The sequence below is a fragment of the Sphingobacterium siyangense genome, assembly GCF_007830445.1.
GTDB classification, from domain to species: domain Bacteria; phylum Bacteroidota; class Bacteroidia; order Sphingobacteriales; family Sphingobacteriaceae; genus Sphingobacterium; species Sphingobacterium siyangense.
On record NZ_VLKR01000046.1, the window covers coordinates 1 to 25,568 of the forward strand.

At 37.7% G+C, this 25,568-nt stretch carries 24 protein-coding genes; 11 read left to right on the top strand and 13 right to left on the bottom strand.

The genetic code is table 11. The features are described 5' to 3' along the window. Positions 1-258 (bottom strand): transposase (locus IQ31_RS25150; protein ID WP_145330968.1); only part of this gene is annotated, 258 nt, incomplete at its 3' end. Between the two features lie 493 nt (positions 259-751). Here IQ31_RS25150 and IQ31_RS25155 point away from each other — a divergent pair. Continuing rightward, positions 752-1,135: a YidH family protein gene (locus IQ31_RS25155; RefSeq protein ID WP_145330970.1), complete on the top strand. Its 384-nt coding sequence runs from the start codon at positions 752-754 to the stop codon at positions 1,133-1,135. Between the two features lie 97 nt (positions 1,136-1,232). Here the strand turns inward: IQ31_RS25155 and IQ31_RS25160 are convergent, their stop codons facing one another. Continuing rightward, positions 1,233-2,414 carry an MFS transporter gene (locus IQ31_RS25160; RefSeq protein ID WP_145330972.1) on the bottom strand — a complete coding sequence of 394 codons (1,182 nt, stop codon included), beginning with the start codon at positions 2,412-2,414 and terminating at the stop codon, positions 1,233-1,235. Positions 2,415-2,662: 248 nt separating this feature from the next. Between IQ31_RS25160 and IQ31_RS25165 the strand changes: the two genes are divergently transcribed. Then, positions 2,663-3,592 carry a ketopantoate reductase family protein gene (locus tag IQ31_RS25165; RefSeq protein WP_145330974.1) on the top strand — a complete coding sequence of 310 codons (930 nt, stop codon included), beginning with the start codon at positions 2,663-2,665 and terminating at the stop codon, positions 3,590-3,592. A 104-nt stretch (positions 3,593-3,696) separates the two neighbouring features. On the opposite strand, the gene IQ31_RS25170 is transcribed toward IQ31_RS25165, so the two are convergent. The 5 genes from IQ31_RS25170 to IQ31_RS25190 form a co-directional block, all read right to left on the bottom strand. Further along, positions 3,697-4,746, bottom strand: a complete 1,050-nt coding sequence (locus tag IQ31_RS25170; RefSeq protein WP_145330977.1) for a DKNYY domain-containing protein — start codon at positions 4,744-4,746, stop codon at positions 3,697-3,699. A gap of 104 nt (positions 4,747-4,850) precedes the next feature. Then, on the bottom strand, positions 4,851-5,225 hold the full coding sequence (locus IQ31_RS25175) for a nuclear transport factor 2 family protein (protein ID WP_145330979.1): 375 nt from the start codon (positions 5,223-5,225) through the stop codon (positions 4,851-4,853). Between the two features lie 205 nt (positions 5,226-5,430). Continuing rightward, positions 5,431-6,231, bottom strand: a complete 801-nt coding sequence (locus IQ31_RS25180; RefSeq protein ID WP_145330981.1) for a 3-keto-disaccharide hydrolase — start codon at positions 6,229-6,231, stop codon at positions 5,431-5,433. Between the two features lie 144 nt (positions 6,232-6,375). After that, positions 6,376-6,738, bottom strand: a complete 363-nt coding sequence (locus IQ31_RS25185; RefSeq protein ID WP_075993745.1) for a VOC family protein — start codon at positions 6,736-6,738, stop codon at positions 6,376-6,378. Positions 6,739-6,743: 5 nt separating this feature from the next. Next, entirely contained in the window at positions 6,744-6,947 is a 204-nt protein-coding gene (locus tag IQ31_RS25190) for an ArsR family transcriptional regulator (RefSeq protein WP_075993744.1), read from the bottom strand. A 196-nt stretch (positions 6,948-7,143) separates the two neighbouring features. Here IQ31_RS25190 and IQ31_RS25195 point away from each other — a divergent pair, with 196 nt between their 5' ends. Then, positions 7,144-9,162 carry a recombinase gene (locus IQ31_RS25195; protein WP_145330983.1) on the top strand — a complete coding sequence of 673 codons (2,019 nt, stop codon included), beginning with the start codon at positions 7,144-7,146 and terminating at the stop codon, positions 9,160-9,162. 99 nt (positions 9,163-9,261) lie between these two features. Here IQ31_RS25195 and IQ31_RS25200 read toward each other — a convergent pair whose 3' ends face one another. Beyond that, entirely contained in the window at positions 9,262-9,528 is a 267-nt protein-coding gene (locus IQ31_RS25200; protein ID WP_075993742.1) for a hypothetical protein, read from the bottom strand. A 61-nt stretch (positions 9,529-9,589) separates the two neighbouring features. Further along, complete coding sequence (locus IQ31_RS25205; protein ID WP_075993741.1) at positions 9,590-10,498, bottom strand: diacylglycerol/lipid kinase family protein; 909 nt, start codon at positions 10,496-10,498, stop codon at positions 9,590-9,592. A gap of 51 nt (positions 10,499-10,549) precedes the next feature. Between IQ31_RS25205 and surE the strand changes: the two genes are divergently transcribed. Together surE and IQ31_RS25215 are read left to right on the top strand one after the other, a co-directional pair. Then, positions 10,550-11,284 (top strand): 5'/3'-nucleotidase SurE, encoded by a 735-nt coding sequence (gene surE / locus IQ31_RS25210; RefSeq protein ID WP_088162482.1) that lies wholly within the window; start codon positions 10,550-10,552, stop codon positions 11,282-11,284. Positions 11,285-11,308: 24 nt separating this feature from the next. Beyond that, positions 11,309-12,337, top strand: coding sequence for an aldo/keto reductase (locus IQ31_RS25215; protein WP_088162481.1), 1,029 nt, complete (start codon positions 11,309-11,311; stop codon positions 12,335-12,337). Positions 12,338-12,429: 92 nt separating this feature from the next. Here IQ31_RS25215 and IQ31_RS25220 read toward each other — a convergent pair whose 3' ends face one another. Further along, the gene (locus IQ31_RS25220; protein ID WP_088162480.1) at positions 12,430-13,626 is read right to left on the bottom strand and encodes a GAF domain-containing sensor histidine kinase; all 1,197 of its coding nucleotides are present in this window, start codon (positions 13,624-13,626) and stop codon (positions 12,430-12,432) included. A gap of 38 nt (positions 13,627-13,664) precedes the next feature. After that, a complete protein-coding gene (locus tag IQ31_RS25225) occupies positions 13,665-13,844 on the bottom strand; it encodes a lmo0937 family membrane protein (RefSeq protein ID WP_088162479.1) in 180 nt (59 codons plus the stop codon). A gap of 212 nt (positions 13,845-14,056) precedes the next feature. Here IQ31_RS25225 and IQ31_RS25230 point away from each other — a divergent pair, with 212 nt between their 5' ends. From IQ31_RS25230 to IQ31_RS25240, 3 genes are all read left to right on the top strand, one after another. Continuing rightward, positions 14,057-14,929, top strand: coding sequence for a helix-turn-helix domain-containing protein (locus IQ31_RS25230; RefSeq protein WP_145330985.1), 873 nt, complete (start codon positions 14,057-14,059; stop codon positions 14,927-14,929). A 124-nt stretch (positions 14,930-15,053) separates the two neighbouring features. Continuing rightward, entirely contained in the window at positions 15,054-16,067 is a 1,014-nt protein-coding gene (locus tag IQ31_RS25235) for a TCR/Tet family MFS transporter (protein ID WP_342212511.1), read from the top strand. Between the two features lie 449 nt (positions 16,068-16,516). Next, on the top strand, positions 16,517-18,865 hold the full coding sequence (locus IQ31_RS25240) for a TonB-dependent receptor (RefSeq protein ID WP_145330987.1): 2,349 nt from the start codon (positions 16,517-16,519) through the stop codon (positions 18,863-18,865). 84 nt (positions 18,866-18,949) lie between these two features. Here IQ31_RS25240 and IQ31_RS25245 read toward each other — a convergent pair whose 3' ends face one another. Next, positions 18,950-19,459 carry an STM3941 family protein gene (locus IQ31_RS25245; RefSeq protein ID WP_145330989.1) on the bottom strand — a complete coding sequence of 170 codons (510 nt, stop codon included), beginning with the start codon at positions 19,457-19,459 and terminating at the stop codon, positions 18,950-18,952. A gap of 201 nt (positions 19,460-19,660) precedes the next feature. Beyond that, a complete protein-coding gene (locus tag IQ31_RS25250) occupies positions 19,661-22,123 on the bottom strand; it encodes a TonB-dependent receptor (RefSeq protein WP_145330991.1) in 2,463 nt (820 codons plus the stop codon). Between the two features lie 280 nt (positions 22,124-22,403). Here IQ31_RS25250 and IQ31_RS25255 point away from each other — a divergent pair, with 280 nt between their 5' ends. The 3 genes from IQ31_RS25255 to IQ31_RS25265 all read left to right on the top strand — a co-directional run bounded on the left by IQ31_RS25255 (position 22,404) and on the right by IQ31_RS25265 (position 25,565). Further along, positions 22,404-23,045, top strand: a complete 642-nt coding sequence (locus IQ31_RS25255) for a MarR family winged helix-turn-helix transcriptional regulator (RefSeq protein WP_145330993.1) — start codon at positions 22,404-22,406, stop codon at positions 23,043-23,045. Between the two features lie 200 nt (positions 23,046-23,245). Further along, positions 23,246-24,724, top strand: a complete 1,479-nt coding sequence (locus tag IQ31_RS25260) for a phytoene desaturase family protein (protein WP_145330995.1) — start codon at positions 23,246-23,248, stop codon at positions 24,722-24,724. Positions 24,725-24,728: 4 nt separating this feature from the next. Further along, positions 24,729-25,565, top strand: a complete 837-nt coding sequence (locus IQ31_RS25265; protein WP_120336421.1) for a phytoene/squalene synthase family protein — start codon at positions 24,729-24,731, stop codon at positions 25,563-25,565. Positions 25,566-25,568 lie beyond the last annotated feature (3 nt).

Sequence of the window (25,568 nt, forward strand, 5' to 3'; positions counted from 1 at the left end):
CACCGCCTTTTTTAAGATAGCGTTCTCTAATTCTGCATCCCGTAATCTCCTCTTTAGTTCCCTGATTTCTTGCTCTTCAGGACTCAATTTGTCGTTTTTAGGCAATACGGTACCACCATTATATCTGGGATCCATGCGCCATTTACTTAATCTACTGGCATCCATGTCCAGTTCTTTTGCTGCTTCTAATACCGACCCTTTGCTGTAAGAAAGCTCTACTGCCATTTTCTTAAAGGAATCGTCAAATACTCTTTTCATCTGTTAACAAATTTAAATCTATTTTTCAAATCTGTCTCCACTCAAAGGTAGCAACTCCAAAGTTAATACAACTCGGAGCGCAAGCATCTCCACATGCCTGGGGATCGCTTCTCAAGAGCTACTATACAGCGCATTTAGCCGGAGGGCTCGGAAATACCGTAACCATTGAAGGGGTTACAAGTACATCTGATGATGTGGATTTGTCGGGATATCTCGTCAAAGATGGGAAACTTATTCCTTCCTCATCTGCAGGGTTCGGTATGCAGTTGCTAAAAAAGATTTGAAAGAAAGAAGCTTTGAATTATTTTTCAAACCTTTCAAAGTTTTGCAACGTTCATAGAGGAGCGAACAATGGAATTTCTTAACCTTAACATCTTTACTAACCCGTGAAATAAATGTGCTGAAGCATATTCACGGCGATAAAGTATTGGTTAAGGCTATGAAATACTTTTTAAAATTCCTTTAACTTTTTGTTGATCAAAATTTATTTCAAATGTCTAATAAAACTGTAACCCAGAAGATAAATGACCATCTTGCGAATGAACGAACTTTCCTTGCTTGGATCCGGACAAGCCTGGGCATTATGGGCTTCGGTTTTGTGGTTGTTAAGTTTTCACTATTTATTCGTCAGATTGAGCTCATTTTAAAAAAAGATGTAGTTGCAGGATCCCAGCATGAACATTCGGGTGCTGTTGGTGTTTCTATTGTAGTCATTGGAGCATTGACGGTTATTGTCGCCTTTTTTAAATATCGTAAAACAAACAAACAAATTGAAGAGGAGAACTTCGCTCAAACTTCAAATAGTATTACAATTGTGGCCATATTGATTTTTGTCATAGGTATTATTTTGAGCTGGTATCTTGTCGACGGTCTTTAAGGAGATGCATTAGATCCAGTTCGCGCTGGAATGATTATCCAGGCTAACTAGATCTAAATTGTCGTGCATTGGCTATTTATAATACCGGCAAAATATATTATTGCTGTGTACACTGTACCACGGTGATTTGATTTGTTGTGCCACGTTTTTCTAAAAACTGTCGTAGGGCGATCATCAGAAAGGCGAGAAACCCAAAACCCATCGTAAGCCAGGGCGAAAATTCTACACCTTTCGAAACGATAATCCAGCCACCTACGGTAGTTCCCAAAGTTACCCCGAGATTGCCAAATGAAGTCGCTAGACTATTGGCAAATTCTAGCGCCTCGGGAGCGGAAGAAATCATATAGGTAGATGCGTTTAAGAAGCTAGGAGAATAAAGAAATCCCCATAAGGCAATCGTACAGACCGTAGCGAACATATTGCCATCTGAAAAATACAGTAATAAAGGAATAATAAGTGTACCCGATAAGAAGAATGCTGTGGTAAACGTAATATTTCGGTTGAGCATTTTCCCTGCCACCCAGTTGGCGATGACTCCAATAATACCAAATACAAATAGCATATAACTAACCATGGTACTGTCCATATTCTTTGCTTTGTTTAAATATTCGGCGAAATAACTATAGGTAGAAAACCAAGCGGATACCATAAAGAAATTCATTGCGGTACTGACCATAAAAATGGGTTTGGTTAATATTTTCATCTGGCTGCCGTAGGATTTTTTTTCTTTTACAGGCAAAGGAGGAATAGCAAAATAGATTGCCAGCAGTGCTATAATACTGACAATGGCCTGTATCGTGAAAGAATATGTCCAGGAGTAGAGACTGGCAATGTAGGTGGCGAAGGGGACTGTTGTCACCATGGCAATTGCAACACCGCTAAAAACAATGCTCATAAGTTCATTTTCATTTTGCTTCCCCCCTTTTAAAATGGCGACAGACAATGCTGTCGCAATATAGACAGGTTGGAGAAAGGCAGGAAGAATTCTTACAGTAAGTAATAACCAAAAAGGAGGGGATAATGAAGAGACAATCGCCGTGACTAAGAAAATAGCGATGGCAGTTAACATGACTTTCTTGCGGTCGAATCCCGAAGCCAACAATGTCATAAATGGCCCAGTTATGGCAATGATCAAGGCAAAAGCACTTAATAAATAACCTGCTTTGTCGATACTGATATGATAATGATCGGCTATTTGGGGCAAGATGCCAATAATGCCAAACTCGGTTGTGATTACTGCGAGAAAACCCAAAGCTCCGATGTATGCGTATTTTTTCATAAATAAAAACTTGTTGTACGTGATTAATTATACGAGCAAATGTAAAGGCAAATACTTGCTTCTGGTTGTAAAGCAGCTATTTGTGTGTTACTAACAAATTTGTAAGTAATGGTAAAAGAAAAGTTGTTCCTGAATAATTGATCTCCGCCTGACATTGATAAGTTGTGTGTTGTCAAAAGTTCCTTTATATTCACTTTAGATTTATTTTAGGGTTGATTACAGATAAGGAATACGAATTAAAAAAACTAATGGAACAGCATATATTAATTGTGGGCCTGGGGGGAGTGGGCGGATATTTTGGCGGTATGTTAGCACGCAAGTATGAAAACACTGATATTCATGTCAATTTTTTGGCGCGAGGTAACCATCTTGAGGAGATTAACCAACATGGTTTAAAGCTGTTATTAGAAAAGGGAAGTTTTACAGCGAAGCCTTATAAGGCTTCCAGTGAGGCTGAAAACTTCACAAAAATGGATTACATTTTTCTTTGTACTAAATCTTATGATCTTGAAGATTCTATGGCCTTAATAGGACCGTGTGTGAGTGCAGATACAGTATTTATACCCTTACAGAATGGAGTGGACAGTAAAGAACGTATCAACAGATATTATCCGAATAATTTGGTTGTGGATGGTTGCGCCTATATTGTGTCCCGGTTAAAGGCTGCCGGAGTAATTGAAGTGACAGGAAAATGGGGTACAATGAGTTTCGGATTGAATGGAGAACATGATGAAAGACTGGATAGGTTATATCATCTTGTTCAACAGGCTGATATCCATGTGAATTATTCCGATGAAATTGAGAAAATAATATGGGATAAATTTATTTTTATTTCCGCTATGGCCACAGCTACTTCTTATTTTGATTGTTCTATTGGTCAGATAATGGAAGATCCAAAGAAGAAAGATGCGGTTGTTAAACTTATTCAGGAGGTTGCAGCATTAGCTCAGGAAAAAGGAGTTGTTATTGCTGATCATATTGTACATATGACCTTGGACAAAATGGAACAAATGCCTTACGATGCGACTTCATCCATGCATACGGACTATCTTAATAAACGACCGAAAACAGAGTTGGCATCTTTGACAGCTTATGTTATTCGTGAATCTAAAAAGTATAATCTCGAGACACCTGAATATCAACGCATGTTTGATGTATTGCGCCTAAAATCCGACTAGCTGTATTAAAATAGTTTGCGAGTTGGAAATTTCAATCGATAAGTTCCTCTGGACAAGCTTTTTTTGAATACAAAAAGTAGGTTTAGCTGTCAAAAGAAAGCTGATTAGATTTTATTTCCTGTAAGGCCGCTGAATTTATTGCCTCGATTGTCTTTATAAAAATCACCGTCCTTCTTAAAACTATTTGCATCTACTCCTTCAAGCAGCTTTTTTTGATAAAAGACATTTTTTGCGTCTTTTCCGAAATCGTGACCTAAAGGTATAAACGTTTTAATATCGACATTTGGAATTATTTCCTGATTATAATACACATTATTCTTGTCTTTTGAATAGGAGTTGCTTCCATACACATCATTCTTTTCATCAATCGGGAATAACGCAAAGGAAGGAGCATTTACCTGTTCATATCTGAAGCTTTTCCCCCTGAATAGGATCGTTTTGTTGTCAACACTAATATGATCCTGATCAAGTACACGAATTTTATCAATGGTCTTAAAGGACCTCGTTATGACATCTGATCCCTGCTGAAATGGTGGGTAATAAATAGTATTGCCAATTCTCATGTAATATTTGTTTATGGCTTCAATGTTTCCGGAGTTAGCAACAACTGCTTTAAAGGCACCTATATTCGGAGAGACATAAACTGAATCTTTATCCATTAAAAAATAGTCATTGACGAACGAAAAGGTTTTCCGATCTGCCTTTATCATGTCATTACTGTAGAAGTAATGGTCCTTGTCGTGTGCCCAGTTTATATGGTCCTTTACGAGCTCATATGTTTTTGGATCTGCTCCCTGGATGATATTAAAGCCTAGGGCTTGATCGATATAATAGACATGAAAACGATCTTTTGGAATCTGATTGTCGACATAAAAGGAATTCTTGTCCACGAGTTTTTGAGTCGTGCCACGAAAATATACCGCATTTTTGTCTTTAGCTATATCTTCTGACAAAACCTCAAACGATTTTGCATCAGCCTGCATTTGTGAAATGCCCAAACTAAACCAATTTCCATTCTGACAATAAGCTATCTGCCCTTTTGAATCGATGAAGTAAGAACCGGATTTTTGTTTATCAACAGGTTTGCCAATATTTCGACAAGAAATAAAAAAGCAAAGTAAAATACAAGCCAGAAAAAAAGTGTATTTTTTCATTTTTGCATTGCATATAATCCTAGATTTATTATTTATTATACCCATCTATATAAATTTACAACGACAAAATTAAAAAAACGAATTTTCAGTTTTCCGTTCCCTTATTAAGGCAATTGCATAAAACTGGCACCAATGACTTTTAGTGTGTTGTCAATGCGTTTCCATACCCTAAAATATCTAAATTTTCCTTCTAATGGTGCTCCCATTACCTTGCCTTTTGCCGTCATCGTAGTAACGGAAAGCGCGGTATCCCCAATTATTCTGATCTCATCAATTTCTGTTGAAGCATTTTCAATAATTATAGCCTTTGATCGGTGTGCATTTAGATCCATTTCTTTGGTTAACATTTGACCATCAGGTGCTACAGCAACCAGGTCGTCATATAGGAGGAGATCAAGACCGTCTACATTACTGGCTAGCTGCGCCAAGAAAAGTTGGTTCTCTGCTTCTGCAATTTCTTTTTTCGTGATTTTATCCATATTCTAATTTTGCATTTATATTTCTATTGTTTTGATTTTTACTTTAAAAATAATAAATCTAGATATTATTCGGTTGACTATGAGACTGTATGCGACTATTTAAGGTTTATCTCGATCAAGAATTTCGTAATATTTTAATAATGGAGGTGAACTTGTTAAACTGCTAAGTTTAAAATGAAGATGTTTTTCCTGTCGGAAAAATTAATCACTTCTTTGGTTTAGGTAGTTCCTTAATCCATATATTCTTAAAATCTACGGGTTGACCTTCACTCTGTAATGCGATAAATCCACTGCTGAGCAACTTACCATCGATCTTAATTTTGGGGTCATATCCATTGGCTGTTCCACCTCCAATCTGAGGTCTTGAATATTCTAGTACGGTATCTCCGTTAATGATATGTTTGATTAACGAATCTCCTAATACAATCAACTCCCCTTTAACCCATTGATCACCATCATAGGTCTTCGAAGTAGAATTTAAACAATGTGAGGAAGCTATTTTGCCCTGATAGACCACATTGGTTCCAGGAGAACACATATTGCCTGTAGGGCGGGGCTGACCATCGCTCAGTCCTCCCAAAAGTTGCATTTCGACAGAAATGGGCCAATCCTGTTCTTTCAACATGGTTCTGGGGTCCTGCGAATGAAACATAACGCCGCTATTACGAAGTGTATAGGCGGGGGCACCTTTATGCAGCTCGCCTACAAATCGATATTCAAATTTTAAATGATAATAAGAAAAGGGTGTTTTATAATATAAATGGCCAAATTGATCATTAAAATCACTATACTGATCATATCTGACCTTAATTATTCCATCTTCAACTCTAAACGTATTTCCGTAGTTCACCCCAACGTCATGATGATGAATTTTGACAAACCAATCATTGATGTCCTTTCCGTCAAACAAGGATTTCCAGCCATTATTATCGCCCTGACCTTTCATTCCTGCGCATCCTGTAAAAATAAGACCGCTAGCTACTATTGAATAGATAATTCTTCGCATTGAAGTGATATTTGGTTTAAAATTGGATAGCAAGATACGATATATTCCATTAAACTTTACAGTCTAAGAGATATCGTGGGCAGCCGTAGCTCATTGCCCTTAAGCGCTGGCTAGAGCATAATATGACAATTTAAACGATACTCATCAAACTTTATTTGATTTGGAATAATCTGTTATTCCAAGTTTGTTTCCGAATGGATCATTAAATTCAACCGCTAAACCTGTCATGATCTCAAATGGCTCGCTTAAAAATACGACTCCCTTTTCCTTTAAATATTCACATGTAGTTTTCACGTCGTCAACAGTAAACCAAATAGTCGGTTTGGTATGTTGTACTGTACTAAGAATGATTGCAGGTTCATTTTTGCCTATTTTGAACGCAATCATTCCCTTATCCGAAAAATCGAATTTAGTTTCAAGACCAAGTTGATTTCCATAAAATTCCTTGGCGCTCTCCAGGTCCTGTGCTGGTAGAAAGAAATTGTCGTAATCTAAGAGTAAGTTCATGATGGTTACGCTTTAATTTGTGATAAGTCAACACCAAATGCTGTCAATTGGGATTCTCCGAGTTCGGTAATATAGAGGTCTTTATCGCTGGGATCTTTTTTTGCTAGCCAGCCTTTTGCTATTAATGCCTCCAATAAGAGCTGGCCGAGTTTTCCGCCGATATGTTCGTAACATAATTTTGCGGACTTTACTTTATCGTAGTTTTTCATTTTTGTTTTTTTACGTTGGGCTTAACTTTTGATTTATAATTTCTTAGCTATAAAATTATGAAAATGAAAGGGGCTGCAAAATGATCAAAATCATCTAATCAAGTGGCTATTTGACACAATGTAGCGTGTTATTCTTTTAGATTAAAAAAACAAAATGTACCTAAATTTGGTATCTAAATCAGGGATTTTATGATTTATGAAAAAAGAACAGGATAAAGAGCAGCAGGTAAGCAGTTTGTTTATACGATATAAAACTCAATTGGAAGACTCGTCTTATGTAAGCGTCGATTTTTTGGTTCTACTAGTGGATATCATTCGTCCCAAGCATACCAATCTGCTCTATAAGATCGATATTCAATTTTTGCTGGACTATCTCCATGCCGCACCTGAGGAGCTGGAAAGCTTTCAGCTTTATTTAAAAAGAATTCTGGCTAGTAAAGATTTTGATCAATTGATTTCAGATACAGGAATTATCAGCTATGCGGATTTTTTTTACGAACTTAAAAAAAGGATCACTGAGCGATACTTACCTTTTCAGCCATCCAAGTCTACTTTGCAATATATATTAAATCAGGTTTTTTACAAACCTCGTGATGCTGATTGGATTGCTACGGTTTCGCAAGAGCAGGTCGATGAACTCTTTCGTTTATGCGGATTCGAAACAATTTATGATGATGAAACTGGTTTTGGAATGATCGAAATATTGTATGGGTTGGAACTGTTGGTTCAACGCATTACGGGGCGTGCAATGGAAACGGATGTAAATAAGATGGTACCTGAGTTTCAAAATTTTGATAGTCCATTTATAGCCATTATGCGGGAATTCACCGAATTGAATGATCGTATTTTGCAATCGCATAATAAGTTTATCTCCTCGGATGATCTGACTTATAAACAAATTTTGGTACTTCATAAGCAATGCGAATCGTACATTGAAACTGCCTTCGATAATTCACATCGTTTCGGAATTTCCATAAAGGTTAATCAATCACTTTTGCGCATGCGGCAACAACTTGAAAGGATCCGAGAAATCTTGCTTTTTTTAGTGATTGATCATCCGGAAGAAAAAAAGGAAAAGACGATTGCACTGGCAATGACCCTTATTGGATACAATTCCCGAAAAAGCAATATTCGCAAATTGGTAGGACAGAGTACACAGCTTTTAGCGTACGAGATTACTCATCATACTGCACAGACTGGAGAACATTACATTACTTCAAGTCGGCAGGAATATTGGAAAATGTTCCGGTCTGCCTGCGGTGGCGGCCTCATTGTTGGCGTAATGTGTATCGTTAAATTATTGTTAGGTAAGGTTCACAGCAGTGAGTTTGGTCATGCATTTTTATATAGCCTGAATTATGCTATTGGCTTTACGTTAATTTATCTTTTTGGTGCTACCTTAGCCACCAAACAACCAGCAATGACTGCTTCCGCATTGGTCAACGCAATTGAGCAGGGGATTGCCGAACAGGCGACCAACAAACATCGATATTGGATATTTGCTGAATTATTTGCACGATTATTTCGGTCTCAGTTTATTGCTTTTGTCGGTAATGTTTTGATGGCTTTTCCGATGAGTCTTTTTCTTGTTTGGGTGATTCAACAATTGTTTCAGGTCAATATTGCGAGTGGCAAGTGGTTGCATCTGGTCAATGATCTCAATCCGATAAAAACACCCTTGGTTTTGCATGCCTCTATTGCAGGTGTTTTTTTATTTCTTTCCGGTATTATTGCCGGCAGTATTTCAAATCGGGATAAGCATAACTCTGTATACTATCGTATTCAGGAACACCCCATGTTGAAAAAGATATTTGGACAAGCAAAAACAAACAAAATAGCTTCGTTTTATGAAAAAAAATGGGCAGGAATCGTGTCTAACGTGTGGTTCGGGATCTTTATGGGGTCAACAGCTTCCATCGGACTTTTTTTAGGTTTAAATCTTGATATTAGGCATATTACATTTGCTAGTGGAAATTTGGCCCTGGGCTTATTCGGTCATGGGATGGAGCTCTCTACCGACATATGGATTTGGGGCATTTTAGGGATTGGAATTATAGGGTTTTTTAATTTTATGGTCAGCTTTTCGCTATCCTTGATGTTAGCCTTCCGCTCGCGAAATCTATCGTCGAAAGAATTGATTAAAATGGCAAAGGCTGTTTGGATCTATTTTAAAATAAATCCAAAGCTGTTTTTCTTCCCACCTCGAAAAGGTTAAGGGGCTTAATATTATCGTTGACTGCAATGTTTCGATGCCGAGAGGTATGTGTCCCACGTAAATACTACACGTAAAGATTTCGTATCATTTTGCTATGATCTAAACATTGATCTCACCAGAAAGGTCGGGTTTATCTTTGTCATCTTTTTCTTCCTGTTCAGCCTGTGCTTCCTCCTTGTTATGGGTGCGATCGTCTTTGAGACCAGACAGATTGGTGTTAGGGCCCTTTTCTTCTTCTTTGGAATCTTCCTCTTGTTGTGACTGGGACAAGTCTGGGCTTGGCTCACGTGGATCCGGATTTGGGATAGCAGTCATGAGAAGGGCCACCATGCTTAGTTTATTATTTATGTTTTTTGATCTGTTCATTTTAACTCGTTTTTTAAAAGAGAACATTTTTCGAACCATTATCGTTGGCTGAAATCGTATCTTATTTATTGCCTGTGATAATTTCAACTATACCATCCAGTAAGGTAAGCTTCAATTGTTGGCCAAAGTAACTCTTGCGCTCATCATCGATGTGTATTTCTTTGCCTTCCCATTCCATCGCCAATTGACTAGCCCGGATAGGTATTATTTTAAATTCGACGTTGGTTCCATTCAATAGTCCATCGATATAGCTTAAAAGTTCCTGACGTTGATCGACAGTGACAATGATGATATCAAATTGTCCATCACCAGGATCAGCATCAGCAGCAAGCACTAGCCTCGGTCCGATGCTTGGTATATTCATGATCTCAACCAGTATGCACTCTTTTTCATAGTTATTTCCAGCTACTGTAAGCCTTAGTGTGGTAGCGGGGAATGTTTCCACCAGCTTGCGGAGCTGTATTAGTGCAGTTTTGATTTCATCTTCCGCATTAAGATCTTCGGTGTTTTTTTTATCCATTTTTTTCATTAGTGTAGGAAATACCCCAAAACCGATAGATTCAATAAAATATAGAGGTTTTCTTTCTAACCCTATGACCATCCCTACATCGAATTTTTTAAGTATAGCGCTTCTCCACAGACTAATAGCTTTTTCACAGTCTAGCGGAATACCAAGAGAGATAGCAATATTGTTTGCAGTGCCTTGTGGTAATATGGCGATCGGCCTCTTAAATCTTAGCTTTTTTTCCAGTAGACCCATAATGGTCATTCTTATGGTGCCATCACCGCCGGCCAAGGCGATGATATCTGTCTGTGGGTCGATCTTTTTGACAGCATCTTTTTTTGTTACTACAGTGCAATTGTGGCCAAGATCTTCAATCAATTGACATAGTTCGTCTTTATCTCCATTCGAGTCATCCCCAGCAGCAGGATTGTGAACTAACCTTATGTTTTTGCCATGTTCTTTCATAACAGCAGAACAAAGCATGCTTGAGATTGGTTTTCATAGAAAAGGACAGCTATGAATATACTTATCACCAATGACGATGGTATCTATTCACCGGGGATTGCGGCACTGGCACAGACGGCGAGAGAGTTTGGAACGGTAAAGATTGTGGCACCCGATGTTGAGCAGTCGTCAATGGGTCACGCTATAACGCATTCCCGGCCCTTAAGCTATCGGCGTGCGCCTGTTACTTTTGCAGATATTGATGCCTTTAGGGTCAATGGAACGCCGGCAGATTGTGTGGCCTTGGGTTTACATATGTTTCCAGATACGCAGGTTGTGCTTTCAGGTATTAATATGGGACCAAACCTAGGCAATTCAATGTGGCACTCAGGAACATTGGCTGCGGCGAAGCAGGCCACATTGCTCGGGATTACTGGTATTGCATTGAGTACACCTGTTGGAAAGACAGAACCTGATTTTGAAGGGCTATCTCGGTGGACAATCGAGGTGCTCAAGATATTGCTGAAAAATAAGGGCCCTGCTCTTTATAATGTGAATTTTCCGCCTAAACCTCAAGGGCTTTCCTGGACAAGACAATCAGTACGTTTATATGATGGCCGTGTGGTGCCTGGAGAGGATCCTATGGGAAGGAAAAACTATTGGATCACAGTGGTACCATTAGAACCTGCTGAAAAGGGTACTGATCGCTGGGCAGTAGAACACAATTTGGTTTCTATTACCCCCTTACGTCTTGACCTAACTGCACATGATGAACTTGCGGCCAGGCAGACAAGCGAACATAAATAATAGCGAGTAATAAAATACTATAAGATGGTAACAACCGAAAATTTAATACAAAAGAAAAGATTCCGTCCCGCCAACAAAGCTGGATTTGGCGGAGTGGCATTGGGAAATGGATTTCAGCACAACTCAGATGTCGAATGCTTAAAGGCAGTCGAAGCCGCCTGGAATGCAGGGATACGATTGTTTGACACCTCGCCATGGTATGGTTTGGGTATCAGCGAACGTAGGATGGGCTTATTTTTAAAAGATCAGCCTCGAGAAAGTTTTACGCTATCAACAAAAGTAGGCCGATTAATGTTGCCACGGGAGGATTTTAAAATGGAGCAATTGTTATGGAAAGGAAAATTAAATTTTGCTTACCAATATGATTATAGCGCTTCAGGAGTGAGAAGAAGTATCGAAGATAGTCTACAGCGCTTGGGATTATCTTCCATTGATATGGTATTTATTCATGATCTTTCACCTGACAATGGAGATATGAAAGACAGCTATACACATTATTTTGAGCAAGCTATTCACGGAGCAATGCCCGAATTGACTAAGATGAGAGAAGAAGGTGTTATTAAAGGTTGGGGACTGGGAGTTAATACCATTGCGCCTATCTTACAGACATTGGAAGTTGCTGATCCAGATATTTTTCTCTCAGCCTGCCAGTATTCATTGATTAAACATGACGATGAACTGAATCAGATTTTCCCGAAAGTTGCTGAAAGAGATATTTCCATTATTGTAGGAGCGCCATTATGTGCTGGATTTTTATCGGGTAAAGATCGTTATCTCTATGATGGGAAGTTTCCTGCCGGTGTTAAAGAAAAGCTAAATGCTTTGCAACAGGTCGCGAAAAATCACGCTGTAGATCTTCGTACAGCAGCATTGCAATTTGCAGCCGCTCCCGACGCAGTGTCTGGTGTTATACCCGGAGCACATACCGCTGAACAGGCCGTGCAAAATGCACATTCCTTTGAGGCAAAGATTCCCGCCGACTTTTGGAAAGAGTTGAAACATGATAAACTTATTGAAGAACACGCACCGGTACCCAATATCCAACATAACTGATAAGACTAAGGGTGTGAATAGCGCACCCTTTTCTGTTGAATAAAGCATCTCAGCGACAACTAATGCTCGCTGAAATATTTGTTTATTCTCTATTATTGAACAACGTTAGTTAAATCTATGGGGATCATCAGGTTAAACGTAATTTTATTGTCTTTTAAATTTACGACTATCTTTCCTTTATGAATTTTAACTATTTCACTCACAATAAATAATCCTAATCCGAGTCCATTACTATTGACTCCTTTTACGAAAGGCTTAAATAGATCTTTAAGATCTGAATATTGCGGATAGGTGACCTCATTTGTAACACTAAAAACAAAATTTTCTTTTTTAATGCATGCATTTATTTCGATATTTTGATGAGGATTACCATGTTTTATAGCATTTCCAATTAAATTAGCGAAAGCCCGCCCCATTTTCTGATGATCACAAGGTACATCAACCGGAAGGTCGATGTTGACGATTAACGTTCTATTATGTAATACTTCAAATTCCGATAAGATTTGCTTTATCAATGAATCCATACGGTAATGATCATTAATTCTAATTAGTCTGCCTTGAAGACGGATCGTACTGAAATCTAAAATATCATCTATCACTCCTTTCACCCGTAATGAAGCCTCTTCTATTTTCTTTATTAATTTTTTTTGACTTTCATCTTTAATGTTTGCGCCAAGATATTGCGAAATCACTTTTAAGATGCTGACAGGATTATTTAAGTCATGGGCCAAGGACGATAAAACCAGTTCTCTGTTTTTGGAATACCTAAGTTCCTGTTCTAATTTTCTTCTCGTATTTCTACGTTCAATGACAGTTTTAAAATCTATTGCAATCAAATCACTGCAAACAGGGAGCAACGTCTCCAATTTAATTGGGTCGAAGTGTACGGGTTCCGCATTCATGAAACTCAAGTGTCCAACAATAGAATTATTTTTGTTAATAATTGGATAAGAGATATAGCTTTTTAAACCGAATTCATGAAGAACTTGTGTCCATTCGTCGACAGAACATTGCTCGCTATCGTCAATGTAAATAGGTGAGAAACCTTTCCTTATTTCCTGATATATTTTAACGTAGTTTTCACTGTTTTTATTGACGATCTTCTGAGAGTGATAGTCATAAACGCACCAATTCCCCCATTTACGGCCAATTTTCCTACGTATCATGCCATACCTCATTTTCGTGTGGCCACATAAAGCCTCCAAAATTCTTTGACAGGAGTCGAAGTCGCTCTTCTTCGTATACCTATCGTACCATTGATTTTGATTTAATTGGTTTGGGATTGTCATTTTTATTGCCGGTCTATTTGTTTACGAATAGCTTTGACTTATTGTTGAGGTTGGTGAACTTTAGAAGTACTAATACCCTTTATTGCGCGAAATATAAATGCTATAGCTGCAATAATTAAAAGAATATGAATAAAATCTTCTGTTATGAATCCGCCCACAAAAGTAACTGCCCAAACAATCATTACGCTAATAGCTACCGAATATAATAGGTCTTCCATATAATATTATTCTTTATTGAAGAACAATATCTATATAGAATCGTTTCGTAATTTTGTAACTTGATAAGAAAACTTACAAAAAAAAGCCGTTTTACATTAATATTGCGGCTTTTTCTTCAATTTCTACGGCTTAGGACGTTGATTCCCTTAGGAAAATGGTAAAAGTGATGAAAAATACATGTTATGCTGTTTTTTTTTAACGACATTTGAACATGGCTCTATTAATAACTTTGGATAATGTCTATCAATTGTATAATCTTGACCTTTCAAAAAAGACGGAAGGCATAGTTATTCTTAGTCAACGACATGGCCCTGGGAAGAAGTATACAAGTCATAGCCGCATATTTGATGGTTTATTATTAGGTTTTATGGTACAGGGATCTATGAAATCTCAAATCCATTTCTTAGAATATGAAGTAAACAAAGGGGATATTGCTATTTTGCAGCCACAAGTGATGATCGACACAAAATCATTGAGTGAAGATGCTGAAATTATAACAATCGGTCTTTCATTGGATTTCATTACAGAATTTCCTGTTCTACGGGAGTTTGTAATGAACAATCAAATAAGATGGCAGCCAATTATTAGACTCCAATCGGAAGAAATTAAACTCCAAAATGAATTATTGACCCTTATACAAAACTTCTACCATAAAAAAGCAAGTCCCAATAAGACACAAATGCTACGGCATCTCGTCATGGTGCTAGTTAGTATGATTTCTGAAGTCTATTCTAAATTACCAAATAACAAAAATTTGGTGAAAAGCCGTACGCATGAGATTATCGATGAATTTTATCTGCTTGTTTCAACGTATGCCGGGCAAAAAAGAAGTGTTGTATTTTACGCTGAAAAACTACATTTAACACCTCAATATCTTTCAACTTTCCTCAAACAGAAAACTGGAAGATCTGCATTACAATGGATTGATCATATCACAATTCTACATGCTAAAACATTATTAAAATCTTCTAATTTATCAATCAAAGAAATTAGTAATGAACTTCATTTTGAAGAAACAAGCGTCTTTTGCAGATACTTCAAACGAATTGTTGGTTTGTCACCAACAACTTATCGAAATGTGTGATAGATGGTATTCGTTTAACTATCGAAGGCATTTACAGATTTTCAAGTAGAATTAGCTTTCAAATGGTACGTAAACACCATTAAATTGTCAATAGCTCCTTTTCCCGTCTGTTTAATTTTACGGCATGAAAAATACAGGAAAAAAAGCAGCTATCGGGTTTATATTTATTACCCTGTTGATTGATATTACAGGTTGGGGCATTATACTTCCAGTTGTTCCTAAACTCATTGCAGAACTTATTCATGGAGACCTTAGTGAAGCAGCAAAATATGGAGGATGGCTCGGCTTTGCTTATGCTATTACACAATTTATATGTGCGCCTATAGTGGGCAATCTCAGTGATAAATATGGTAGACGCCCAATTATCTTAATTTCTCTTTTTGGATTTGCCATCGACTATATATTATTAGCATTGGCGCCATCTATCAGTTGGCTCTTTTTGGGAAGAATCATTGCTGGGCTGACTGGGGCTAGTATTTCAACCGCTAGTGCATACATCGCTGATATATCCACGGATGAAGATAGAACCAAAAATTTTGGTTTAATAGGCGCAGCTTTTGGTATGGGGTTTATCTTGGGCCCGGTAATCGGTGGTTTACTTGGATATTACGGTGCTCGAGTACCCTTTTATGCCGCCGCTTTATTATGCCTAGTAAATTTTCTCTATGGGTGGTTTTTCCTGCCGGAAAGTTTAGATAAGGATAAACGACGACCATTTAATTGGAAACGTGCGAACCCTATTGGAACATTTAATTTTCTGAAAAAACAATCGAAAATAGCGCGCCTTGTTGTTGCCTTGATTTTGGTCTATATCGCTCTTCACGCCGTGCAGAGTAATTGGCATTTCTTTACCATGTATAAGTTTAGTTGGACAGAACGGACGGTTGGCTTATCACTTGGGTTGCTCGGATTATTGCTTGGATTAGTACAGGGGTTTCTAATAAGATGGGTAACGCCTAAATTAGGCGACGAGAAAAGCGTATATTTTGGATTATTCTTTTATGCGGTCGGTCTTATGCTATTCGCATTCGCTAGTGAAGGATGGATGATGTTTGTTTTCCTTATCCCATATTCCTTAGGCGGAATTTGTGGACCCGCACTGCAATCTATTATTAGCAAGAGTATTCCTTCAAATTAACAAGGTGAACTTCAGGGAGCGTTGGCAAGTTTGGTAAGTGCAACATCTATTATTGGACCTCCAGTAATGACAAACTCATTTTATTATTTTACACAGGATAAAGCGCTATTTCAATTTTCGGGAGTGCCATTTTTTCTGGGATCCATTTTAATTTGCATGAGTGGAATTATGATATATTTTGTTTTTCAACGAAATAATAACCATTAAGAAAAGGGGATAACGCCTGCCAACTGTAATCGAGAAATTGTTACTTGTATCGATAATGGATTCATATTCTAAATTTTTAGCTTTAAGTATTTCCTAACTTTACTATATTTGCCATTAATAATAATTAGTCTAAATAGTAATTATATCTTTTTCAGATCAGGCTTTCCCAGATAGAAAGGTTTGGAAATAGACAGATATCAATATGCGGACAGGACGAGTGATTTTTTAAATACCTTCAACACGTGAAAACAACAACAAGATCTTGGTTTATTACCCCGAAAACAACATTGGCGAGCAGTCTATTGGTTTTAAGTTTTTCCATAATTCCAGCAATAAGTTTTTCAAGGGAAAGACCGATTGCTGTCAAGAAAAATGGTAATGATCAAGAATCGGGGACAATTAAGGGCAAGGTGAAAAATTCAGAAGGGAAAGGTTTGGCCAATGTGTATATCAATATTGATGGGATAAATAGCGCCAAGACTGATCATGAAGGGAATTTTATTTTTTCAAAGATTCCTAAAGGCATTCACTCCATGACCGTAAAGCATATTGGTTTTCAAGAAATCAAATCGCAGATCGCACTGGAAAGGGAAACCCTCGAGCTCCCAGATTTTGTCATGGAGCAAACAAGAAATCATTTGAATGAAGTTGTCGTAACGGCGAGCCGACTGGCTGAAAGTATTGACGAAGTGCCATCATCGATTACCTATATCGGAGGTAAGACCTTAGAAGATCAACGTCTGATAAATGACAACCTACCCAATATTTTAATGCAGAAAGTGCCCAGTATCTCTCCCAGTGAGGAAAGCCAAAACAATTTTATTGCTAAAATACGTGGTCGGAATTTTTTGGTACTTATTGATGGAATTCCTCAATCGACTCCATTAAGAAATGGCGGAAGAGATATGAAGACGATAGACGCTAGCGCAATTGACCATATTGAGGTCATCAATGGTGCTTCTGCAATGTATGGAAATGGTGCCGCCGGTGGTATAATTAATTACATAACAAAGAAGCCAAAGACAGACAGGAGTTTTCATTCTTCCACCTCTTTAAATAATTCCCTAAGCTTGGTCAGACCAGATGAAACATACGGGTATAATTTGGCACAAGTATTTTCTGGATCGAAAGACAAGTTTGATTATGTTGTGCAAGGAAAGATTGCGCGAACAGGTGTGGTACGTAGCTCCGATGGTACCATTGTAAGTCCATTTTATGGCCTGGGCGAGACAAAAAGTTATAATGCCTTAGCAAAGATTGGTTATCAGATTAACGATAATCATCGTGTTGAACTTATGGGTAACTATTATAGAAGTGTTCAGGATAGTAAATATGTTGGCACCAAGGGGGAGTTTGGCAGTAAACCTGCTATAGGGATACCTTCAGATACAGTGATTAACGGTGGGACACCTTACAATAAAGCTTTTCATGTAAAGTATGATGGTAACTTTGGTAGAACCTCAGCAAATATGAGTCTGTATTATGAAGATATGAACACGGTATTTGAAAGCTACAACCAAACATATTCTGATCATAAGGGAGCCAGAATAAATTTTAGTACGCCCTTTGATCTATCCAACAGCAATAAGGTAACTTTAATTTATGGAGTAGATCTTTTAAAGGATCACACGGTTCAAAAAACGTTGGACGATGGATTAGTGACACCCGACATGAATATGAAAAGTGGCGCCCTATACCTTCAAAGTAAGTTTAACCTGGCTGAATATTGGATCTTAAAAGGTGGTGTGCGATACGAAAACTTGGATTTCAAGGTAGGAGATCTAACAAAAGCAGGGAAAGTCACTCCTGGAGATAAGAGCAACTCAAACGCATTTGTATTCAACTTGGCAGGAAGGTATAATAAATTAAAATACCTGCAGCCCTTTGTATCATTTTCACAAGGGTATTCTATCGGCGATGTAGGACTTGTATTACGGAATGGAGTACCTTTGAGTCAAATTGATCCGAAGCCTGTAGTTGTCAATAATTTTGAGTTGGGACTAAATGGAACCTATGCTATGTTAAGTTACCAATTGACCGGGTACTATAGCTCTTCCAAAAAGGGTAGTACTTTCGCAGAAACTTCAACGCCAGGTAATTATGAACTGATTCAGGTGCCTCAACGTATTTATGGTTTGGAATTTGTAGTCGATGTAACCCCTGTTGAATGGTTGAAGTTTGGTACTATACTCGGGTATATGGATGGTAGACAAGATTTGAAAAATGAGGGAAAATATAAGGATAAATTGGATAATTCCATTATTTCACCTTTTAAAGTAAATATCAATGCAGATTTCAAATTGACAGATCGGTGGAATGTCTATCTGCAGTATTTACATTTGGGGAAACGCGATGTGTTTCAACCTTCTGAATATAATTATGGCAAATATCCGATTTCGGGCTATGGTCTGATGGATTTCCAAACACGCTACAAATTAAAGAATCTGGCGTTCATTTTTTCAGTTAATAATATCCTTAATAATGATTATTTTCCACTGCACGCGGAGGTGAGGGGAGCTACAAATGAAGGCCGTTATTATGTAAAAGGAAGCGGAACAATAGCGAATTTAGGTATCCAACTGGATATGTAATACAACAATTTGATACGATTAATAGAAACAAGCCCCTGTAAGATTTTTATAGGGGCTTGTTTATGGCGAGTCTTTTCCCTCTTATTATCGCTTATACCGCTCATAATACTCTTCTATCAATTTTTTGAGTGTATTGAAATCAAGCGAAAATTGATCTGCCGAAACGGCTATTCCATTTTCGAGCACATGTTGTTGTACTTGTGGAGAGAACTGCTGCATATAATTTTCGGGATGGTGTAGCTTCAAAAAAACAAAATGGACACCATGGGCCATTCCTGTCGAGACAGATTGAATAGCAGTCCATTTTACAGTCCCAGCCTTTATTCCTACTGGCGTACCATTATATCGAATGCCATTTGCGTTCAATATTAGGCCAGTCCGATCTTTAACAAATAGACTTTTTACTCCGCCAATTAGACAATAACATCCTAAGCCCCCTAAGGTCAACATCAATGCTCCAGGGAAAATTCTTATTTTTTCAGCGACAAAGAAAATATAGTAAGCAAATGCCAAAGCCGCTATCGTCAACAGCAAGCCAAATAGTGCTAATTTCAGACGTTTTTTGTTATCGAATTCTATGATAGTCTCATTCATAATTAACGTTCTCTTTCACATTTTTATCGGACTAAGTTAAAACAACGCTTTTCAAATTTTCATGCGAATTTCAATTCGTATGGATTCGTTTTAAATTCGCAGTATTTTGAGGTCTATCTGTATTTAAGCTATTTTCTAAACTCAATTATATCCAGCGCTATGCTTCCAAGAATCATCTTTGACGATTAACCTATTGATAGGTTAATCTATCCTCGAATCTTTTTCCAGCTTTTTGGTCTGTTTTGCGGAGAAGGTTTTTCCGAAATTGTAACTGAAACTCAATTTTGCATAGCGTGACTTCAATTTATTCACTGTTTCAATGCTAATCACATTGCCTAAAATGGAAATAGGTGCTTTTTGTAAGTTGAAAATATCCTCAATCGTCAGGGATATGTTTAGCTTGTCCCGAAGCACTTTTTGTTGTAAACCCGTCGTGATATATCCTGTTGTCCCATATTGCATTTGAAAACTATTTCTTTTCGAAGCATAAAAGCCGAATATTTGAACAGTAGTCTTTGGCAGAATATTAATAAAGGTGTTGATCGACCCACTAAAGTTGACAATACCAGGTAACAAAATATCTGCTGTATTATTCGATCTGAAAGTAGGTCGTTGGGCCGATAAATATGTACTGACATTCACGCTGCTTCCAAATTTGTTTTGCGACATGACATAACCTCCAATTTGGTTTAGATTATAATCATTATAATAGTTAAACTCTGGACTTCCAACCTCCTCATTATATCTTGAGATATAGGTAAACATATTCTTCGAGAAGTTTCCATATAAAGAATAGATCAGTGAGTGGTTGGTATTCCACTTATGTGAATATTGCAAATCTAGTCTATTTGCAAAATATGGCTTCAACTGTGTGTTACCGTTGGTAAAATAGATAGGATTATTGGTCACCGCAAATGGATTGAGCATACTATAACCAGGGCGTTCGATTCTTCTGTTCCCCGATAAAGCAATGCTGTTTTTAAGGTCCTCGAAATCATAACGTACATTAAAGTTGGGAAATAGATTAAGATAGTTGTTTTTAATCTGTTCGTCAGTTGAAAGGGATCGTAACTTATAATCGAATGATTCTAGTCGCAAGCCTACATCGAAGGAGAAGTGTTTATATTTACCACTCAGAGAAGAATAAGCAGCAAGTATATTTTCGTTATATTGAACCTTATTTTCACTATTTGCTTCTCCTCCGACGATATTTCCATCTGTGGTCTGATTCTTAAAGAAGCTTTCTGTATTTGCACGGGCATATTTTACACCAAATTTTAGATCCGTACCCTTTCCGATGTTAGTTTTGTAATCTGTATTGAAGGTCCAGATTTCATATGGTCTCGTAATAATAAAATTTCTGCTATCATTTTCTGAGGAATTTATTTCCGTGTTAGAAAAATCATATGCCTTTCTCCAGAATGAAGTGTTATTCTCATTCGAGTATTTCGAATAATTCAGGCCGATTGAAAGCTTGTTTTTCTTTTTAAAATCTTTGTCGTAGATCAAATCGACGATATGGAAATTATTGTCTAAAAACATGAAGTCCCGCTGTTTAAGCTGCCTTTGAAATTCATCTTTCCGATTATAGATCGTGGCGTCTCGTTCATTTGGAAATTTACCATAAAAGCTGGCGTACCAATAATTAAAAGAGAGTGTACTTGTTGAATCAATAGTATAAAGTGTATTGATTTTCATGGAATGTGTCCTTTGGGATCTTTCACTAACCTGTTCTTGTCTATAGAGATAACTAGAATCAGGTAAGAAATAGTTTTTTATAAAATCGTTTCGTTTATGCAAATTTTCACTATATGAAAAATTATAACCCAATGAAATTTCAAACTTACTTTTTTTTAGATTTAAATTAAGCGATTGGTCCGTTCCCCAAAGGGTAGAAACACTTGTACTTGCCGACCCAAAGAAGCCTAAATTGGAATTTTTCTTAAGTCTGATATCTAACACACCTCCGTCTCCTGCGGAATCATATGCTGCGCCTGGACTGGTAAGCACATTAACAGACAAGACCTCGTTGCTCGGTAGAGATTTCAGGTAGTTCAATAAATCCTGCCCCCCCAAATTGACTTTTCGACCATTTATCAATACAGTAGCTCCCTTTCCGAGCAATTGTAATTTGCCTTCCATTTCATCAACGGTTAATCCCGGTACCTGCTTGAGCAGTTCTGCAATATTTGTACTATTGCCTAATATATTGTTTTCCGCATTAAATCTATACCCACCGGTAATCAGCTCCAAGGTAGGTCTCTTGGAAGAAATCGCAACCTCCTCAAGTTTATTGTCAATCTTATGAAGCCTTATAGTACCGATATCTATATTGCTTCCGCTCGGCGTTTCGATTCTTTTTATCTGAGGCTGAAAGCCAAGGTGGTTGATTTTTAGGTAAAATGAGCGCTGACTATAGGTTAATTGGAAGTCTCCGCTTTCATTTGTCACCACTGTTTTGATAGGGGTGCTGCTACTTTGATGATCCACCAGGGATATTGAAACTAAATGAACGGGTTCTTTTGTAAGAGAATCGACTACTTTGCCCGTAACAGTAAAGGTTGAATCGATGCGCGAAAGGATAATCCTATTAGATGAACTATGAGCTATGGCGAAAAGAAGCAGGCATGGGAAGAGTAGGGCAATTTTTTTTAAGACTTTCATGTAATTAAGGTTCTTGTGCAAAGTTTGATGACCATTGTTTGCAGTTAGTGACTATAGGTTAGTCGAGCTCAGGAAAAAAATGTTGCACGATTTATAATAAAAGCGATTACCAATTGGCACAAAAGTCTTTTTATAAGTAAAAGCAAGTCTCTGCCCGATATGAGTTTCAGTTGGTAAAAATCAAGAGTAGATAAGATTTATAGTCTATATTTATTCTAAAAAAAATCTTTATTAAAAAAAACAAAACAAATATAGTATATTTATGTTCTAAATAAAGTGTATGAAATATCAGCTTTTAAAAGAAATCATTGTATTAGTAGAGGAATTTGAACAGGAGAACGTAGATGGAATCTACAGTACCGACGCGGATGGATTTAAACGTTGGGTAGTGGCAAAAGAAACCGATGTTCTGGTCGAACCTGAATGGGACGGTAAGGAAAATGGGCGTAGTCCAGAGAGTGTGATCAGCACATTAATAGTGCATATGAATAGGTTTGCAAAAAGTTATTCAAAGGCAGCTATTTTGGAATCTGATTTTTCTACACAAGAGGAGTTTATATACCTTATAACCTTAAGGTCGTTTGGCGAGATGACAAAAATGGAATTGATCAGGCGGAATATTCATGAAAAGCCAGCCGGCATGGCGATTATAAATCGTTTGATCAAACAAGGATGGATCGGTCAGCAAGATTCAGAGCAAGACCGACGAAGTAAGGTGCTTTATATCACAGAAAATGGCTTATCGGCGTTGGATCGACAAATGGGAAAAATACGTCATGCTACCCAGATTGTTTCAGGTGATTTGACCTACAGTGAAAAAATAACACTGATAAGTCTATTGGATAAATTGAGCAAATTTCATCAATTAATCTATGATAGAAATATTGCACCTGATAAATTGCTGGAACAAGTGAAGTTATAATTCGGTCCGAAGTGTAATAGGAATAGCTGGCTTTTTGTTGTCTTTTACACTTTTTGAAAAAGTCGCCTCCGAAATCTGATGATTAATAGGCAGATCAAATTATGGATATAATAAGATACTTTAATGCACACATTGTCCATTGCGGTAATGGAAGGTCCATCTGGATGTTGCCCTTGCATAGGGAGTTAAAATAAACAAAAATGAAAAAGAAGGTAGCAGTTATTGGTGCAGGTTTTTCGGGTCTTTCAGCGGCGGCCTATCTTGCGCAGGCAGGATACGATGTGCATGTTTTTGAGAAACATACGCAGCCCGGTGGAAGGGCGAGACAGTTTAGTACGACAGAAGGATTTAGATTTGATATGGGACCGAGCTGGTACTGGATGCCTGACATCATTGAGTCCTTTTTTTCAGATTTTGGGTGTTATACTGCTGATTTCTTTGAACTTGTATCCCTCAATCCACAATTTGAAATGATATTTAACTCTGGACAGATTCGTGTACCTGAATCCTATCAGGAGTTAAAACAATTATTTGAACAGATCGAACCTGGGGCTGGTATGCAGTTGGATCGATTTATGGAAGCTGCAAAATTTAAGTATGAAGTGGGCATGCGGGATTTTGTGAATAAACCCTGTCACAATTGGAGTGAATTTCTATCTCCAAAAATTGCACTTAGTGCTTTTAAGCTAGATTTACTTTCAAATTTTCGATCCTATGTTGCCAAATATTTTAAGGACCAAAGATTGCGGACATTGATGGAATTCCCCGTTATATTTTTGGGCGCTTCACCCAAGGATATTCCGGCATTATATAGCCTGATGAACTACGGCGGTTTTGCACTTGGAACCCATTATCCCAAAGGGGGCTTTTTTCAGTTAGTACTGGCGATGCAGCAAGTAGCGGAGAGACAAGGAGTCACTTTTCATTTTGATCATAATGTTGATACGTTAAATATTGAAAAGAATAAGATCACATCATTAGTTGTTAATGGTGTGAATCATCCATTTGATCTCGTGGTTGCATCGGCCGATTATCACCATATCGAAACACTACTTGCCAAGGAGTTGAGAAACTACGATGATGATTATTGGAAGAACAGGACCTTTGCCCCCTCAAGTTTGATCTATTACCTAGGGATGAAATCGTCCATTCCAAATCTAACACACCACACTCTTTTCTTTGAGCACCCGTTGGATGATCATATTGACTGTATTTATGGTGAAAAAAAGTGGCCTGAAAATCCGCTGTTCTATGTATGTTGCCCATCCAAAACGGATCCTCATGTTGCTCCTGCAGACAGTGAGAATCTCTTCTTATTAATGCCCTTGGCGACCGCTATCCCGGATGATGATGAAACACGTGAAAAATATCTAATTAAGATGTTAAAGCGTTTGGAAAAGCATACCGGTACAAAAAACCTATATGAACAGATTGCATACAAGAGGAGTTACTGTGTAAGCGACTTTATCAGCGATTATAATGCTTACGGGGGAAATGCTTATGGACTAGCAAATACATTGAAACAGACAGCGGTATGGAAACCCAAGATCAGAAATAAGAAAGTCCATAATCTTTTTTATTCAGGTCAGCTAACGGTTCCTGGTCCCGGGGTGCCTCCCTCCATTTTATCAGGGAAAATTGTTGCCAAAGAAGCCATTGAATTATATCGTAAAACATAAGACCATGAAAAAGCTATTTGATGAACTCGCTTATGAAGTAAGCAAAAAAACAACTGAAAAATATAGTACAAGTTTCTCGCTCGGTATTTTGGCACTCAAGCCCAGCATTAGGGCGAGTATTTATGCGATTTATGGCTATGTACGATTGGCTGATGAAATCGTGGACAGTTTTCATGGATATGATAAGAAGCGGCTGTTGGCGCGGTTATATCTCGAGACAAACTGTGCTTTAGAGGAAGGTATATCATTAAATCCGATATTACAATCTTTTCAGGAGACGGTACATAAGTATGCTATTGACGTCGAGCTAATCCGCCAATTTCTACACAGCATGGAAATGGACCTGAATAAAGTCGACTATAATTCTGAACGCTATAAAGAATATATTTATGGCTCGGCTGAAGTGGTGGGATTGATGTGTTTACAGGTTTTTACAGAAGGTAATAGACAGCGCTATGAGGAGTTAAAACCTTACGCTATGAAACTAGGCTCCGCATTTCAGAAAATAAACTTCTTGCGGGATCTTAAAGACGATTACCACGTTCTTGGGCGTACCTATTTTCCGAATTTGGATATGGCTGTCTTTGATAATGCACTCAAAAGCCAGATTGAGGATGAGATACACAGCGAATTTAAGGAAGCGCTTTTGGGAATTAAAAAATTGCCTGCATCGGCAAAATTTGGCGTTTATCTGGCTTACAAATATTATCTTTCCCTGTTTTCGAAGATTCGAAAAAAATCCTCAAAGGAGATTTTGGAAAGTAGGGTGAGGATACCAAATGCACAAAAAGCCTATGTTGCTTTAAAAAGTTATCTGCGTTACAAAGCTGCTTACTTATAAAAT

What these genes read in the sequence shown, in the direction of transcription:
- IQ31_RS25255 (WP_145330993.1), top strand. Translation starts at nt 22,404, where the DNA reads ATGAAATATCAGCTTTTAAAAGAAATCATTGTATTAGTAGAGGAATTT.
- IQ31_RS25215 (WP_088162481.1), top strand. Translation starts at nt 11,309, where the DNA reads ATGGTAACAACCGAAAATTTAATACAAAAGAAAAGATTCCGTCCCGCC.
- IQ31_RS25245 (WP_145330989.1), bottom strand. Translation starts at nt 19,459, where the DNA reads ATGAATGAGACTATCATAGAATTCGATAACAAAAAACGTCTGAAATTA.
- IQ31_RS25185 (WP_075993745.1), bottom strand. Translation starts at nt 6,738, where the DNA reads ATGAACTTACTCTTAGATTACGACAATTTCTTTCTACCAGCACAGGAC.
- IQ31_RS25250 (WP_145330991.1), bottom strand. Translation starts at nt 22,123, where the DNA reads ATGAAAGTCTTAAAAAAAATTGCCCTACTCTTCCCATGCCTGCTTCTT.
- IQ31_RS25205 (WP_075993741.1), bottom strand. Translation starts at nt 10,498, where the DNA reads ATGAAAGAACATGGCAAAAACATAAGGTTAGTTCACAATCCTGCTGCT.
- IQ31_RS25265 (WP_120336421.1), top strand. Translation starts at nt 24,729, where the DNA reads ATGAAAAAGCTATTTGATGAACTCGCTTATGAAGTAAGCAAAAAAACA.
- IQ31_RS25235 (WP_342212511.1), top strand. Translation starts at nt 15,054, where the DNA reads ATGAAAAATACAGGAAAAAAAGCAGCTATCGGGTTTATATTTATTACC.
- IQ31_RS25175 (WP_145330979.1), bottom strand. Translation starts at nt 5,225, where the DNA reads ATGGATAAAATCACGAAAAAAGAAATTGCAGAAGCAGAGAACCAACTT.
- IQ31_RS25260 (WP_145330995.1), top strand. Translation starts at nt 23,246, where the DNA reads ATGAAAAAGAAGGTAGCAGTTATTGGTGCAGGTTTTTCGGGTCTTTCA.
- IQ31_RS25230 (WP_145330985.1), top strand. Translation starts at nt 14,057, where the DNA reads ATGGCTCTATTAATAACTTTGGATAATGTCTATCAATTGTATAATCTT.
- IQ31_RS25160 (WP_145330972.1), bottom strand. Translation starts at nt 2,414, where the DNA reads ATGAAAAAATACGCATACATCGGAGCTTTGGGTTTTCTCGCAGTAATC.
- IQ31_RS25180 (WP_145330981.1), bottom strand. Translation starts at nt 6,231, where the DNA reads ATGCGAAGAATTATCTATTCAATAGTAGCTAGCGGTCTTATTTTTACA.
- IQ31_RS25225 (WP_088162479.1), bottom strand. Translation starts at nt 13,844, where the DNA reads ATGGAAGACCTATTATATTCGGTAGCTATTAGCGTAATGATTGTTTGG.
- IQ31_RS25190 (WP_075993744.1), bottom strand. Translation starts at nt 6,947, where the DNA reads ATGAAAAACTACGATAAAGTAAAGTCCGCAAAATTATGTTACGAACAT.
- surE (WP_088162482.1), top strand. Translation starts at nt 10,550, where the DNA reads ATGAATATACTTATCACCAATGACGATGGTATCTATTCACCGGGGATT.
- IQ31_RS25200 (WP_075993742.1), bottom strand. Translation starts at nt 9,528, where the DNA reads ATGAACAGATCAAAAAACATAAATAATAAACTAAGCATGGTGGCCCTT.
- IQ31_RS25220 (WP_088162480.1), bottom strand. Translation starts at nt 13,626, where the DNA reads ATGACAATCCCAAACCAATTAAATCAAAATCAATGGTACGATAGGTAT.
- IQ31_RS25195 (WP_145330983.1), top strand. Translation starts at nt 7,144, where the DNA reads ATGAAAAAAGAACAGGATAAAGAGCAGCAGGTAAGCAGTTTGTTTATA.
- IQ31_RS25165 (WP_145330974.1), top strand. Translation starts at nt 2,663, where the DNA reads ATGGAACAGCATATATTAATTGTGGGCCTGGGGGGAGTGGGCGGATAT.
- IQ31_RS25170 (WP_145330977.1), bottom strand. Translation starts at nt 4,746, where the DNA reads ATGAAAAAATACACTTTTTTTCTGGCTTGTATTTTACTTTGCTTTTTT.
- IQ31_RS25155 (WP_145330970.1), top strand. Translation starts at nt 752, where the DNA reads ATGTCTAATAAAACTGTAACCCAGAAGATAAATGACCATCTTGCGAAT.